The 14,517-nt window shown below is 72.9% G+C and carries 11 protein-coding genes; 5 read left to right on the forward strand and 6 right to left on the reverse strand.

The annotated features are described in order from the left end of the window. Window positions 1-487 precede the first annotated feature (487 nt). Window positions 488-1,519 carry a 3-oxoacyl-ACP synthase III family protein gene (locus AQJ30_RS13920; RefSeq protein WP_067233587.1) on the reverse strand — a complete coding sequence of 344 codons (1,032 nt, stop codon included), beginning with the start codon at window positions 1,517-1,519 and terminating at the stop codon, window positions 488-490. A gap of 246 nt (window positions 1,520-1,765) precedes the next feature. Here AQJ30_RS13920 and AQJ30_RS13925 point away from each other — a divergent pair, with 246 nt between their 5' ends. Then, entirely contained in the window at window positions 1,766-2,971 is a 1,206-nt protein-coding gene (locus AQJ30_RS13925; RefSeq protein WP_067233235.1) for a metallophosphoesterase, read from the forward strand. 60 nt (window positions 2,972-3,031) lie between these two features. On the opposite strand, the gene AQJ30_RS13930 is transcribed toward AQJ30_RS13925, so the two are convergent. The 5 genes from AQJ30_RS13930 to AQJ30_RS13950 all read right to left on the reverse strand — a co-directional run bounded on the left by AQJ30_RS13930 (window position 3,032) and on the right by AQJ30_RS13950 (window position 8,460). Continuing rightward, window positions 3,032-3,274 (reverse strand): DUF5302 domain-containing protein, encoded by a 243-nt coding sequence (locus tag AQJ30_RS13930; RefSeq protein WP_067233237.1) that lies wholly within the window; start codon window positions 3,272-3,274, stop codon window positions 3,032-3,034. A gap of 77 nt (window positions 3,275-3,351) precedes the next feature. After that, window positions 3,352-4,743, reverse strand: coding sequence for a DEAD/DEAH box helicase (locus tag AQJ30_RS13935; protein ID WP_067233239.1), 1,392 nt, complete (start codon window positions 4,741-4,743; stop codon window positions 3,352-3,354). Between the two features lie 250 nt (window positions 4,744-4,993). After that, entirely contained in the window at window positions 4,994-5,590 is a 597-nt protein-coding gene (locus tag AQJ30_RS13940) for an aminoacyl-tRNA deacylase (RefSeq protein WP_067233240.1), read from the reverse strand. A 146-nt stretch (window positions 5,591-5,736) separates the two neighbouring features. Further along, window positions 5,737-7,086, reverse strand: coding sequence for an FAD-dependent oxidoreductase (locus AQJ30_RS13945; protein WP_067233242.1), 1,350 nt, complete (start codon window positions 7,084-7,086; stop codon window positions 5,737-5,739). A 51-nt stretch (window positions 7,087-7,137) separates the two neighbouring features. After that, complete coding sequence (locus tag AQJ30_RS13950) at window positions 7,138-8,460, reverse strand: cytochrome P450 (RefSeq protein ID WP_067233243.1); 1,323 nt, start codon at window positions 8,458-8,460, stop codon at window positions 7,138-7,140. A gap of 828 nt (window positions 8,461-9,288) precedes the next feature. Here AQJ30_RS13950 and AQJ30_RS13955 point away from each other — a divergent pair. From AQJ30_RS13955 to AQJ30_RS13970, 4 genes are read left to right on the forward strand one after another with little or no spacing between them, the layout of a single operon-like run. Beyond that, window positions 9,289-10,851: a coproporphyrinogen-III oxidase family protein gene (locus AQJ30_RS13955; protein ID WP_067233245.1), complete on the forward strand. Its 1,563-nt coding sequence runs from the start codon at window positions 9,289-9,291 to the stop codon at window positions 10,849-10,851. Beyond that, window positions 10,848-12,038 (forward strand): aminotransferase class I/II-fold pyridoxal phosphate-dependent enzyme, encoded by a 1,191-nt coding sequence (locus AQJ30_RS13960; RefSeq protein WP_067233246.1) that lies wholly within the window; start codon window positions 10,848-10,850, stop codon window positions 12,036-12,038. Before AQJ30_RS13955 ends, AQJ30_RS13960 begins: the two co-directional genes overlap by 4 nt. Beyond that, a complete protein-coding gene (locus AQJ30_RS13965; RefSeq protein WP_067233248.1) occupies window positions 12,025-13,872 on the forward strand; it encodes a thiamine pyrophosphate-binding protein in 1,848 nt (615 codons plus the stop codon). Before AQJ30_RS13960 ends, AQJ30_RS13965 begins: the two co-directional genes overlap by 14 nt. After that, window positions 13,869-14,516: an SRPBCC family protein gene (locus AQJ30_RS13970; RefSeq protein WP_067233250.1), complete on the forward strand. Its 648-nt coding sequence runs from the start codon at window positions 13,869-13,871 to the stop codon at window positions 14,514-14,516. The genes AQJ30_RS13965 and AQJ30_RS13970 overlap by 4 nt, the downstream gene beginning before the upstream one ends. Window position 14,517: the final 1 nt, after the last annotated feature.

The following is a 14,517-nucleotide window of genomic DNA, read 5'->3' on the forward strand; positions in this document are numbered from 1 at the left end:
CACGGCAGAATCCCCCGCCCGTGTCCACAGATCGATGAAACCCTCGGGCTCATCCGACTGTCAACCATCCCCCGGACGAGATCCCTCCGCCCGGTCGCGGGGGGAAACCCGTATACCGCGACCACAATCTGCCAATTCATACCGTAGTGAACGATGCCGTTCCAATGGGAACCTCTCATTCCGCTGTAAGCCGCGGAGGTTGAACAGGGCTGAATTCTCGCCAAATGCCCGCTGACGAAGCAGCGGTCGGCCACCTCTCACATGCGACGGGGTGATGGCCCGATGAACGGACGCGTGCGCGCTGAAAGATAGGGGTATCCCCCTACCGTAGGGCGGCCTTGATACGGCGGCCCGTCCGGCGCGGACCCGGATCTCCGCACGGGGCGCACCGCGGCACACCCGTGCGTGCACCAGTTTTTAACCACCTCTTTACAGGGTGCGTAATTCGATGGCGCGAGCGCGTCGGCCCGGGCCGGGAAAGCCCGCCTCAGCGGGCGCCGTTCTCGCTCCCCTGCCACCTGACCAGTGCCGTGCCCAGTGACATCCCGCCGCCGAACCCGGCGAGCAGCAGCAGGTCGCCGTCGGAGAACGCGCCCTGCCTGCGGGCCGCGTCCAGCGCCAGCGGTATCGACGCGGCACTGGTGTTGCCGTGCTCGGCGACCGTCAGGTGCACGCGCGCCCGCGGCAGCCCCAGGCCGGGCAGGACCCTGTCCAGCATGACGCCGTTGGCCTGGTGCGGCACGAAGTGGTCGACGCTCGCGCCGTCCACGCCGTTCTCGGCGAGCGTGGCGCGGACCGCCGCGGGGAGTTCGGTCATCACGTACTCCGTGACCGACCGGCCGCTCATCCGGAAGGAGTGCCTGCCCTCGGCGACCGTCTGCTCCGATGCGGGCTCCCGGCTGCCGCCGGCCGGCACCTTGATGAGGTCGTGCAGCGCGCCGTGGCTGGCCGCGTGCGCGCCCACCAGGCCGCGGCCCGCGCCCACCGGGCCCAGCACGACCGCGCCCGCGCCGTCCCCGAACAGCACGGCCGTACGGCGGTCCGAGCGGTCGATGATGCGTGAGTAGACGTCCGCGCCGATCACCAGGGCGTGGCCGCCGGGCGCGGCACCCGGCGACTGCAGCAGCCGCGCGGCCACCACGAGCGCGAACACGAAGCCGCTGCACACGGCGTTGACGTCGAAGGCCGCCGCGTTCACCGCGCCGACGCGCTCCTGCACCAGACAGGCCGTGGCGGGCTGCGGGTGGTCGGGGGTGGACGTCGCCACCACGACCCAGTCCACCCGGCCGGGCGCGACGCCCGCGGCGTCGAGGGCGTGGCGCGCCGCCGCGGCCGCGAGGTCGGAGGTGGCCTCGTCCTCGGCGGCGTAACGGCGGCTGCGGATACCGGTCTTGGCCTCGATCCAGTCGGCGGTGACACCGGCCCGCTCGGCCACCAGGTGGTTCGGGACGGCCTCGGCGGGCAGGTACGACCCGGTCCCCAGGATGCCGACGGCCCGGTGCTCGGTCGGGGCCCCCATCACGCCCCCGTCGGCGTGCTCGGTGCGGGGCTCCAGCAACGGCAGATCACGACGGCCACCTCCGAAGGCTGCGGGACTCCCGACGGTACGGACACGCGCTGCCCTCGATAACCCCTAACCGGCGCTGACGGGCACCCCTAGGCCGTGTCCGGGCCGGGTCCGGGCGGCCGTGCGGGGACTCGGGTGCCGCGCGCCGTGGCCGGGGGATACAGTGCGCGGAACGGCAGCCTGGTCAGGGAGGAACACGTGACCGACACCAGCAGCACCGGGCAGGCCCGGGGTGAGGCGCAGGCGCCGCGCCGCAGGGCGCTGTACCGCCTGATGCGCTACCTCCCCCTGGTCGCCCCCGTCCTGCTGTGGGCCGTGCCCTGCTGGGTGCTCCTGTACGCCGGCCAGCACTGGCCGGCGCCCGTCACCGCGGGCGGCACCGCCCTGTTCGTCCTCGGCCTGGTCGCGATGCCCCTCGGGATGGCGCGCGGCCACGGCCGGCGCCAGCAGGACGCGGCGGCGATCCTCGGTGACACGCTGCTGGGCGTCAGTTGGGTCCTGTTCACCTGGTCCGTCCTGCTCGGCGTACTGCTGCGGCTCGCCCTGGCCGTGGCCGGCGTCGGCGACGGCCAGGACCGCGCCCGCGCCGTCACCTGGGCCGTCCTCGGCGTCAGCGCCGTCCTGCTGGCCTGGGGGTACGCCGAGGCCCGCCGCGTCCCGCGCGTGCGCCGGCTCGACGTACGGCTCCCCCGGCTGGGCGCCGGCCTGGACGGCCTGCGGGTCGTCCTCGTCACCGACACCCACTACGGGCCCCTCGACCGCGCCCGCTGGTCGGCCCGGGTGTGCGAGACCGTGAACTCCCTGGAGGCCGACCTGGTCTGCCACACCGGTGACATCGCGGACGGCACGGCCGAACGCCGCCGCGCCCAGGCCGCCCCGCTCGGCACCGTGCGGGCGACCCACGCCCGGGTCTACGTCACCGGCAACCACGAGTACTACAGCGAGGCCCAGGGCTGGGTCGACCTGATGGACCGGCTGGGCTGGGAGCCGCTGCGCAACCGCCACCTGCTGCTGGAACGCGGGGGCGACACCCTGGTGGTGGCCGGCGTGGACGACGTCACGGCCGAGTCCTCCGGGCTGCCCGGCCACCGCGCCCACCTCGCCGGGGCCCTGGACGGCGCCGACCCCGGCCTGCCGGTCCTGCTCCTGGCGCACCAGCCCGCGTTCGTCGACCGGGCCGCGGCCGCCGGCGTCGACCTCCAGCTCTCCGGGCACACCCACGGTGGCCAGATCTGGCCGTTCCACCACCTGGTCCGCCTCGACCAGCCCGCGCTGGCCGGCCTCAGCCACCACGGTGCCCGCACCGTGCTCTACACGAGCCGCGGCACGGGCTTCTGGGGTCCGCCGTTCCGTGTCTTCGCCCCCAGCGAGATCACCTTGCTGGTGCTCCGCAGCGGGAACTGATCCGGGCGGCGGCGGTGGTCACGCACAGGTGCGCCTGCGTGAGACCACCGTGCCGTCGGCTCAGCCGCCGCTCTTGCGCCGGAACGACCGCTGGCTCGACGCCGGGCCGTGCGCCGCGCGCACCTTCGAGGCGTCCGGGCCGGCGGCCGCGTCGGCCGCCGCCGCCTGCGCGCCGCGCTTGCGTGCCAGGGCCTCGCGGAACTTGGCCTTCAGGTCGTAGGTGCCGTCGCTGTCCGGTGCGAGCGCGGACGTCTCGGGGGCGGCCGTCTCCGAACCTTCCGGGGTGGCGGGCTCTGCGGTCATGGTGACCTCCTGGGTTCGGGGGTGGGCTGGGCAGGCACAGCTTGTCATGCCGGGCCCGGTGCGCGGCGCCGGCTCCGTCATCCCGCCCGGTTGCGGCGCACCAGGGCGGCCTTGCGGGCCTCGGCGAGCTTGCGGGCCTCGCCGGCCTTCCGGGACTTGCCGCCGGCGCCGCGGGAGGGGTCCTTGGTCGTGCCGAGGCCGCGGAACGGGGCGTTGGTGTTCTTGGCCCGGGGGGTGGCGGGCGCGCCGTCCAGCGGGACGCCGGAGGGGGTCCTGGCGCCGGTGATGCGGCTGAGTTCCGCCTCGCCCGAGCGCACCTTGGTGACGGTCGCCCCGACCCCGGCCTCGGCCAGGACGCGGCTGGTCTCGCGGCGCTGGGCGGACAGCACGAGCGTGACCACGCGGCCGGAACCACCGGCGCGGGCGGTGCGGCCCGCGCGGTGCACGTAGTCCTTGGGGTCGGTGGGCGGGTCGACGTTGACGACGAGGTCGAGGTCGTCGACGTGCAGGCCACGGGCGGCGACGTCGGTGGCCACCAGGACGCCGATCTGCCCGTCCTTGAACTGCGCCAGCGTCCGCGTGCGCTGCGGCTGGGACTTGCCGCTGTGCAGGGCCCCGGCGTGCACCCCGTTGGCCCGCAGGTGGCGGGTGAGCTGGTCGACGGCGTGCTTGGTGTCGAGGAACAGCAGGACGCGCCCGTCGCGGGCGGCGATCTCCGTGGTGACGGCGTAGCGGTCGGGGCCGTGGACGACCAGGACGTGGTGCTCCATCGTCGTGACCGCGCCCGCGGACGGGTCGACCGAGTGCACGACCGGGTCGTGGAGGTGGCGGTCGACCAGCTGCTCGACGTCGCGGTCCAGGGTGGCCGAGAACAGCATGCGCTGGCCGTCCGGGTGCACCTGGTCGAGCAGCTCGCTGACCTGCGGCAGGAAGCCGAGGTCGCACATCTGGTCGGCCTCGTCGAGGACGGTGGTCCGCACCCGTCCCAGTCGGCAGGCGTTGCGCTCGATCAGGTCGTGCAGGCGGCCGGGGGTGGCGACGACCACCTCGGCCCCCTCGCGCAGCGCGGCGATCTGCCGGCCGATGGACAGGCCGCCCACGACCGTGGCCGTCCGCAGCCGCAGTGCGTCGGCGTAGGGCTGGAGCGCCTGGGTGACCTGCAGGGCCAGTTCCCGGGTGGGTACGAGGATCAGCGCGAGGGGCTGCTTGGGTTCGGCGCGCCGTCCGGCCGTACGGGTCAGCAGCGGCAGACCGAAGGCGAGCGTCTTGCCCGATCCGGTGCGCCCGCGCCCCAGGACGTCGCGTCCCTCCAGGGCGTCGGGCAGGGTCGCGGCCTGGATGGGGAACGGCTCGCGCACCCCCAACTCGTCGAGCGTCCGCAGCACCGGCGCGGGCAGGGCGAGGTCGGCGAAGGAGGCGGCCGGGGCGGGACCGCCGTGGGCGGTGCCGGAGTCGTCGGGGTGCTTCATGAAGAGCCTTCCGCAGCAGGGAACGTACCGAGGAAGGCCCGGCAGGTCGGCACGGGTCACCACGGCGGAACCGAGCAGACGGAACGGCCCACCGCGACGACCACGCAAACCCCTGACGCTAACACAGACGCAGCTCCGGCCACGAAACGGGCCTCGTGGGCCCCCGGCGCATCAGTCCGCCCGCGCCACGCTCCGGAGGTGGTGCCGGGTGACCTCGGTGGCCTCGTGCCAGAACGGGATGGCGGAGGCGTCACCCGGATGACGGCGTCCGGGCTCCGGGGCGGGGCTCTTCGTCCTTGTCGGGCCTTTCGGTCTTGTCGGGCCTTTCGGTCCGCGCGCCGGGCCCGACGGGGGCGTCGGCCACGTCCGCGACGTCCGCGACCAGCGGATCGCCCGCCAGTCGCAGCAGGTCGGCGGCCGCGACCTCCAGGCTCCGGTCGGCCCGCCCGCTGCCGCAGTAGACGGTGCCCATGCCGGGGACGGCCGCGTCGAACACCACCGTGACACCGGGCGCGCCGCACACCGGGCTCACCCCGCCCGGTTCCATGCCCAGGCTCCGCAGCACCTCCTCGCCCGCGGGCCGCAGCCGCGAACGCGGCACACCGACGGCACGGGCGAGACGCCCGTAGCCGAGTCGGGCGAGGCCGGGGAAGGCCACCAGGAAGACGCGGTCGTCGTCAGCGGTGAAGACCAGGGTCTTGACCGAGTCCGCGACGGACAGGCCGGTCTCGCGCCGCACGTCCTCGGCGGTCCGCACGGGCGGATGGGGGTGGACGCGGAAGGTCACGCCGGCCGCCCGCAGGACGTCGTCGGGGGCCGCGGGAAGGGAGGAGGACGACTGGGACACCTGACCTCGCTGCGGTGGGACGGTGCGGACGGGGCTGTGCCGGACGGGACACCGGCTGATCCTACGTCGAAGGCCCCGCACCGCCGGGGCGGGCGGGCACGCCCGGACGCGTCCCCGCCGGGGCGTCCGGGCGCATCGGGGCGTCGTCAGTCCCCGGCGAGCGCCTTGAGGACCTCGGAGCGCGAGGGCGGCGGTGCGGCGGCCGGTGCGGCCGTCATCAGCACCGGGACGAGACGGGCGACCCGCTGCCGCAGGTCGGGGGTGTCGAGGGTGGTGTCCAGCATGCTGACGTACCGTCCGGCGGCATCGGCGAGCTCGGGGTCGTGCGGCGCGGCGTCCAGCAACATGAAGGGGTTGGGCGGCAGTTGGGCGAGAACGGCCTCCAGGGGTTCGTCCGCGACCGCCGCCCGCCACAGGGTCGTGCGGGCGGTGTCCTGGGCCACCACGTCGTCGAACCACGGACGCAGCCACGCCTCGGTGTCGCGTGTGGCGCGCAGGGCCGCCCGGGGCAGGTCCTCGGCCCCCGCGAGTGCCTGGGACAGGATGACCGCCTGGGCGAGGGCCAGCGAGGCACCCCGGCCGAAGGTGGGGTCGGTGACGCACAGCGCGTCGCCGAGCGGCACGTATCCGCGCGGGGCGTCCGGGGAGAGGGCGCGCAGCACGTTGCGCAGGCCCGCCATCGGCACCACCTCGCTCACCGGCGTTCCGGCGCCGGGCCGCAGCCAGGGCCGGAAGTCCGGGAAGAGGGCCAGCACGCGTTCGAAGGCCCTGGTGTCGCGCAGGTCCCCCAGGTCCCCGTCCTCGGGCAGTCGGCCGACGTCGACGGAGAACGACCCGTTGTCGTGGCTGAACAGGGCGGCACCGAAGCCCAGTCCGTCGACGACGGTGACCGACCCGTACCGGGTGGGCGGCCTGGGGACGCCCTCGGCCAACTGGTAGAACCGGCTGTTGTACACCTTCCCGCACTCGACGTCGGCCACCGTGGTGGTGTACCGCCGGGCCAGCTGCGAGCGGCTCCCGCAGGCGTCGACGACCAGGCGCGCGGGGTGCACGGCGTCGTCGGTGCGCAGGCCGCACACCGCGCCGTCGGCCACTTCGAGATCCCGTACCGTCACCCCGTGCCGGCGCGGGACGCCGTCCCGGTCGAGCGCCCGGGACAGGGCCCACTCCACCAGGCCGCGGCGGGCGGCGATCATCACCTGGTCGGGCCCGGCGCCCGGCGACTGCAGCGGGACCTCCTCGGCCCCGTGGCGCAGGAGGTCGTCGTGGACGTCGGGGAGGTGCTCGCGCAGCTGCCTGCGGAACAGGCCGAGGAAGATGTGCGGATGGCGGGACTGGGGGGCGCCCGCTCTGGTGTGTGCCGCCGCCTCGGCAGGGTGGTCCGGTGCGGCGGGGTCGCGCTCGTGGACCTCCGTCCGCAGGCCGGCGCGGGACAGGAGGAGGGCCGTGCTCAGTCCGGCGATCCCGGCGCCGACGACGGCTGTTCGGTCACTCAAGGGGACTCCTCGGTGGGGACGGGACGGGTGGTGGGGCGCGGCACGTCAGCCTCACGGTGTGCCGGGAACCGGGGCCGGGGCCGGGCCGGACGGCGCCGGTACCGGCCACTGGGCCAGGACGTGCCGGGGGCCGTGGAAGGAGGCGTTGGGCAGGTAGGAGAACGTCTGGCCGGGGAGCAGACCCATGTCCGGCAGGCGCCGGGTGAGTTCCTCCAGGATGATCCTCATCTCCAGCCGGGCCAGGGGTGCGCCGATGCAGCTGTGGGCTCCCGCACCGAAGGTGAGGTGGCGCTTGGCGTTGGCCCTGCGGATGTCGAGCCGGCCGGGGTCGGGGAAGACGCGCTCGTCGTGGTTGCCCGAAGCCGTCATCAGCAGGAGCCGCCCGCCCGCGGGGACGGTCGTGCCGCCCAGGACGACGTCCTTCAGGGCCCGGCGGCGCCAGCACAGGACCGACGGCGCGTAGCGCAGGCACTCCTCGACGGCGTTCGGGACCAGCGCGGGATCCTCGCACAGCGCCTGCCAGGACTCGCGGTCGGCCAGCAGGTACCGCAGGGCGTTGGCGGTGGCGTTGGTGGTCGTTTCGTGGGCGGCGACCAACCCGCTCATCATCATGTTCTGCAGGTGGTTGTCGTCGACCAGTTCCGGGTCCCGGCGGTGCACCTCGATGGCGTGGGGCATCCATCCGCGGCCCGGCTCGCGCTTGAGGCGTTCGACGAGCTCGCCGGAGAGCCGCCACCAGCGGCCGACCTGGTCGGCCGTCTCGACCTGGTGTTCCACGGAGGGGCGTCCCCAGGTGAACAGGCCCATCTTGATGGTGTAGTGGCGCGCCGTCTCGATGTCCTCGTCGGGGACGCCCATGACGAGGAGCCCCACGATCGCCGGCACTTCCCACAGCAGGTCGTCCACGAGGTCGGCGCGGCCACGGTCGGCGAAGGCGTCGATGTACCGGGTGACCAAGGCGCGGATCCGGTTCTCCAGGAGACCGACCTCGGCCGCGGCCAGCGGCGGCGCGAGCTGCTTGCGGCGCCGCATGTGCAGCGGCTCGTCCTCGTTGACCAGGACGGGCCCGGGTGCGAAACCGTAGCTGTCGAGCCGTTCGCGGGCCTGGGGCGCCAAGGGCGTGATGGGGTCCAGGGCCAGCGAGGCTGAGTAGTCCCGGGTGTTGCGGAACGCCTCCTTGATGTCGGCGTACCGGGTGACCACCCAGTAGTCCAACTCCGGGCTGTGGAAGACGGGTTCGTGTGCTCGGGCGGCAGCCAGCGCGGCGGCCGGGTTCTGCTGGTAGTCGTCGCCGAACGGGTCGAACCCGTCGGCGGCGTGGGCCACCGGACAGCCGTCGGTGGACTGGGCGGTGCGGGCGGAGCGGTGATCCACCTGAACGTTCCCCCGTTCGGTACGGACGCATCGGCAGGATTCGGATCCGGGCGCGGTGGAGAGCGGTCGCGGAAAGTCGCGGAGTCAACTATTCCGGAAGAATGCGGGACCGGCTCGAACAGGGGCCGGCGATTCCTGGGCGAAAAGACGCGAGCAGGCATTACGGCGCGCTCGGACTACGCATTTTTTGGGCGACGGCCGCCGCGTGTCAAGCATTTATTTCGGTTGACTCACCTACCGGATTGTGACGCAGATCACATCCCATGTGTTACTTCACCGCTCATTCGCCGTCATTTTCCGATTTCCTTCGCCTTCGTCGGTGTATCCGCTGCCGTATCGCCCTCCAGATGAGGCGCATCGGGTAAAAGAATCGTTCCTGCGCAGGTAGGAAAACGTCGGGAGCGTTCGTTCCGGCGTTACGGGAAGAATTTATTTCGCCCTTGACGGTGCCGGTTCGGCTGGCATAGCTTCGCCGGACCACATTTCGCAAGCATTCACGGGGGATGCAGGATGTCGAAATACGCTGGTGACCTGCCGTTATGGCCGACTAGGCCGACGGCCGCGCTGCGCCCGTCCAGAAAAAGGATCAGAACGGCCGCCGCCGGTCTTCCCGGTCCGATCGCGGCTCGCCGCCTCCGGCGTTTCCCCCACCGGGCGGGATCCCTCCGCCCCTTCGTGTGACGGCAGGCCCGTCCACGACCCATCCGGGACGTCCCGCACCGCCCGCCCGTCCTGCGACGTCCCACGGCCCATGCCGGCACCCGGGTGACCTCCGGCGTGCCACGGGCCGGGCCCGTCGACGGTCGCCGGCCAGCCAGGAGGAAACCCATGGAGACGACACCACCCTCGAACGGCCCCCGTCCGGACGGCGGGCCCAGGCCGCCGTCCTTCCAGGACGCCCTCGACTACGCCGAGGGAAGGGTCGCGGAACTCGACCTGCCCGGTCTGCGCGCAGCGGGCGTGTACCGGACCCCGCTGGAGTACTACCTCGTCGGTACGTACCCGCCGCTGAAGTTCCTGCACGACATGGAGGCCGAGGAGGTCTTCCGGGGGATCACCCCGTCGCAGAACCTCTACCTGCACATCCCGTTCTGCGAGCAGTACTGCACGTTCTGCCACTTCTACAAGGAGATCAACTCTCCCGACCAGATGGTGGAGCGCTACGTCTCGGCCCTGCGCGACGACATCAGCGGCACCGCGGAACGCGTCTCGGCGCAGACCCCCGGCGGGCTGACCGCCTCGTCCGTCTACTTCGGCGGCGGCACGCCCTCGTACCTCAAGGCGCACCAGATCCAGTCGCTGATGGGTCATCTGTGGAGCACCGTGCGCACCACACCCGACACGGAGATCACCTTCGAACTGCACCCGGGCGTCGTGCGGCAGCCGGACTACGAGGACCGTCTCGACGCGATCCGTGAACACCGCGTCAACCGCTGGGTGTTCGGCATCCAGTCGATGGACGAGAAGGTGCTCGCCCGGCTCAACCGCGGTCACGGACGGGCCGAGGTGTACCGGCTGATCGGCCTGCTGGACGACCGGAACATCGACAACCTCAACGTCGACCTGATCTTCGGTCTGCCGCTGCAGACCCTGCGCAACTGGTACGACACCCTCACCGAGCTGATGGACGCCGGATTACGGAAGTTCAACATCTTCCCCCTGATGTTCAAGCGCTCCGACCCGATCACGCGGCAGTACATCAACAGGCCGCAGGACTTCCCGGACGAACGGGACCGCCTGCGGATGCACTTCATGGCGGAGTTCCTGCTCTTCTCGACGGGGTTCCGCCGCGGCCCGGTGTTCTACTACGCCAAGGACTCGGTCCACTCCCGCCAGCAGCAGAACAAGTTCGACTCCATCGAGGAGGACAACCTCGTCGGTCTGGGCGTCAGCAGCTTCGGTTACATCGGCGGCACGCAGTACTACAACGTCTGCGACAACCGCGAGTACCTCGACAGGACGGCGGCGGGCTCGTCCCCGGTGTGGCGCGGGCACTCACTCCCTCCGGCCGAGCGGCTGCGACGCTCGCTGATGTTCGGCATCCGCAGCGGCGGCGCCGACCTCGCGGCCCGCGGCCGGCAGTACGGGATCGACGCCGTGGAACTGTTCGCCGGGCACGTGGAGAACCTCCAGAAGCTGGGACTGCTGGACACCGACGGCACCGCCGTGAACCTCACCGACCTGGGCTGCGCCTTCGTCGACGGCATCGGCCACACCTTCGCCAGCGACGAGGTCGTCGCCGGTGTGCTGGCGGCGAACGAACGCATCGAATCGCCCTCCGTGGACCCGGTCGACCGCTACGACTACTCCCCGATCGGCCGTCTGGACCTGCCGGGCGGGATCGCCGACCGCCATCGCGACGGCCTCCTGCGGGACGGGGCCGTGGAATGACCGCGCCCCCGACGGCCGCCGTCTCGGAGTGGCAGGACCTCGTGCCCTACTTGCGGGCGGACGACGGCAGGTGGCACAACCTCGCCGCCGGGATGCCGATGCAGAACCCGTCCCTGGCCGAACTGGCGCGCCGCGCCTACCGCACCGTCGTGGAGCGCCCGGACTTCCCCGACCGCATCGGCAGGTACCACGACGTCATGGGCGACGGCGAACTGCGCGAGCGGCTCGCGGCGTTGTACGGGAACCACTTCGGACTGCCCCTCTCACGGGACAACGTGCTGGTCACGCCCGGCGCCCAGGCCGCCTTCCACCACCTGTCGGCACACGTCGCCGGACAGGGGCGCCGCATCGTCTTCGCCGGGCCGGAGTACCCCGGCTACCGCACCCACCCCGGGGCCCGGTACGACATGCTGCTGCCCGAGGTCCGTGACGTGGGACCCCACGAGTTCCGCTACCTGCCGCCGCGCGGCGCCCTCGGCCCGGACGTCGGCGCCGTCGTGCTCTCCAGGCCCGGCAACCCCACGGGCAGTGTGGTTCCCGACGCACACCTGGAGGAACTCGCCCGCGAGTGCGCCGCCGTGGGTGCCCTGCTGGTGGTCGACAACGCCTACGGCCCGATCCTGCCCGGACTCGCGTTCGGCGAGCCCGGACTGCCGTGGGGGGACAACGTCGTCCTCGTGCAGAGCTTCTCCAAGGCGTCGCTGGCCGGCGAACGCCTCGGCTTCGTCCTCGCCGCGGAGCCCGTGCTGCGCACCCTGGCCGAGTACCAGGCCCGGGCGGTGGTCTTCCCGCCCCAGGTGATCCAGTTGGTGGCCGCCGAACTGCTCTCCGACGACCGCTACACCGCGCTGTGCGCCGGTCCGCTGCGCGCCTCCGTGCGCGAGCGCCACCGCCTGGTGCGGGGCCTGCTGGAGGACCTGCTCACCGTGGAGTTCGCCGTGCACTGCCTGGACGGCGGCCAGTTCCAGTGGGTGTGCCTGCCCGGTCTGCCCGGCTCCACCGCCGAACTGTTCCCCGTCCTCGCCGACGCGGGCGTGCTCGTGGCCCCCTCGGCCCCGTTCTACCTGCCGCAACTGCGCGAGGACCCGCACGCGCGGCGTTGTCTGCGGATCGGGGTGACCGCGCCCCGTCCCGCACTCGAGCGGGGTGTCGAGATCTTCGCGGAGGTGGCCAATGCCCACGGCTGACCCGACCGCCCACGGGGCCGGCGCACCGACGGTGCCGCCGTACCGAGTGGTGGACCACATCGTCGGGCACCTGGCCGACGAGGTCGGCGTACGGCACCTGTTCGGCGTGCACGGCGCCAACATCGAGGACGTCTTCGACGCGGTCTTCCGCGCCGGGCGCATCGAGGCGGTGCTGGCCAAGCACGAGTTCTCCGCCGCCGCGATGGCCGACGGCTACCACCGGGCGGGCAACCGGCTGGCCGTGGTCGCGGCCACGTCCGGCGGTGGTGCCCTGAACCTGGTGCCGGCCCTCGGCGAGGCGTACGCCTCCCGGGTCCCGGTGCTCGCCCTGGTGGGGCAGCCGCCCAGGGCGTCGGAGGGGCGCGGCGCCTTCCAGGACCAGAGCGGGCTGGGCGGCTCGGTGGACGCCGGCGCCGTGTTCTCCGGTGTCTCCCGGTTCTGCGCGCGCGTGGAGAGTGCCGAGGCCGCCGAGAAGCTCCTGCCGCTGGCGGTGCAGGCGGCCCTCGGCGAGCCCCGCGGCCCCGCGGTCCTGCTGCTGCCGAAGGACGTGCAGCAGGCCACCACGGCGCTGCGGCCCACCCGCTCCCCGGCCGTCGGCGCACCGGGGCCGACCGGCGGGGAGACCGTTGCGGAGACGACCCGCGGCCGCGAGCCGGCCGACTGCGCCGGCCCGGGGGCCGACGCCCTGGAGCAGGCCCGCCGCGCCGGGGCCCCGGTGCTCGTCGTCGCGGGGGCCGAGGTCGTGCGGTCGGACGCCCGGCGCGAGCTGGCCCGGTTCGTGACCGCCCTCGGCGCGTGGGTGACCGTCGAGCCGGACGCCAAGGACGCCTTCGACAACCACGACCCGCGGTTCGTCGGCGTGGCCGGGGTCATCGGCCACCCCAGCGTGCGGCACTGCCTGGAGCGGGCGGCGGTGTGCGTCCTGGTCGGCACCCGGTTCCCCCAGACGGCCGCGGCCGGGCTGGAGGACGCCCTGCCGGGACGGACGCTGGTCTGCCTGAACCGGGAGCCCGCGTACCCGCCGTCGGCGCTGGCACTGCCGCTGGGCGGCGGACTGCGGCAGGGGCTGCGCGCGGTCACCGCACGGCTGGAGGCGTCCCCGCCCCGCCCGGGGCCGCCCTTCCCGCCGCACGAGGGCCTCCGGTACCTGCCGCACGAACGCAGCGACGGGGAGAGGATCGCGCTCCGCGAGATCGTGGAGACGATCGCCCGCGCACTGCCCGAGGACGCCAACGTCGTCTCCGACGCGGGCAACACCGGGTGCGGCGTGATGCACTTCCTGCCCGCTCCCCGCCGCGGCCGCTACCTGCTGGCGCTGGGGATGGGGGGCATGGGCTTCAGTTTCGGTGCGGGCATCGGTGCCGCCCTGGCGAACGGCCGGCGCACCGTCGTGCTCGCCGGTGACGGCTCCTTCTTCATGCACGGCATGGAGGTGCACACCGCCGTCGAGCACCGACTGCCCATCACCTTCGTGCTGTTCAACAACAACGCGCACGCCGCCTGCCTGTCCCGCGAGGAGTTCCTCTACGGCGGCGGGCGCCCGTACAACGTCTTCCGTCCCAGCGACCTCGGGCAGGGCGTCGCCGCGATGTTCCCCGGCCTGCGGGCCGCGACCGTGCGGCGCCTGGACGAACTGCGGGACTTCCTGGCCGCCACCGCCGACTCGGCCGGACCGGCGGTGGTCTCGGTCGAGGTGCGCCACGACGAGATGCCGCCGTACCTGCCGTTCGTCCCCTTCGCGACAGCCCCGGCCGACGGTCCGGGGGAGCCGGCGGCACCGGCCACCGCTTCCATCCGATCCGCAGAACGAACCGAAGGAGTCACACCGCGATGAGGGCGTCAGAAACCGAACTGTCCACCATCGACGGCCTGGTCAGGGTCGAGAACGCACCGGTCGGCGAGGTGCTCCGCTCGGTGAAGGAGAACACCAAGGACTCCTACACGCACGAGGAGGTCTACGGCGACTACTGCACCTTGCAGGGGTACGTCGACGCGCCGCCGCGCGACGTGTACGAGTACCTGGCCGACATGAAGAGCCAGGAGGAGTACACCTACAGCGTCCGGGACCTGGAACCGGTCGACGACACCGGCCTGTACGTCGGCTGGGACCGGCTGTCCGGCAACACCCGCATCTACGTCCGCATCGAGGCGAACCCGCAGGCCCTGACGGTCGACTACCACGCGGCCTGGGACCAGGGCGAAGACCTGTGGATGATCTACCTCTTCCGGGTCGTGGACGCCCGGACGGTCCTCAAGCGCCCCGGCTCGGTGATCCTGTGGACGAACTGCCACCACCCCTACTACGAGAAGAACCCCTACCCCGAGCTGGCGCCGTCGCCGGACCGCCCCTGGGTCGGCGACTTCTGGCGCGAGTTCTACGCCGGTCACAAGGTCGAGCTGGAGAACATCAAGGCGATCATGGAGCACCGGCACCACCGGGGCATCCCCATCACCCCCTCCGCCGCCTCGGGGGCCTGAG

It is taken from the genome of Streptomyces longwoodensis, from assembly GCF_001514125.1.
Classification (GTDB): domain Bacteria; phylum Actinomycetota; class Actinomycetes; order Streptomycetales; family Streptomycetaceae; genus Streptomyces; species Streptomyces longwoodensis.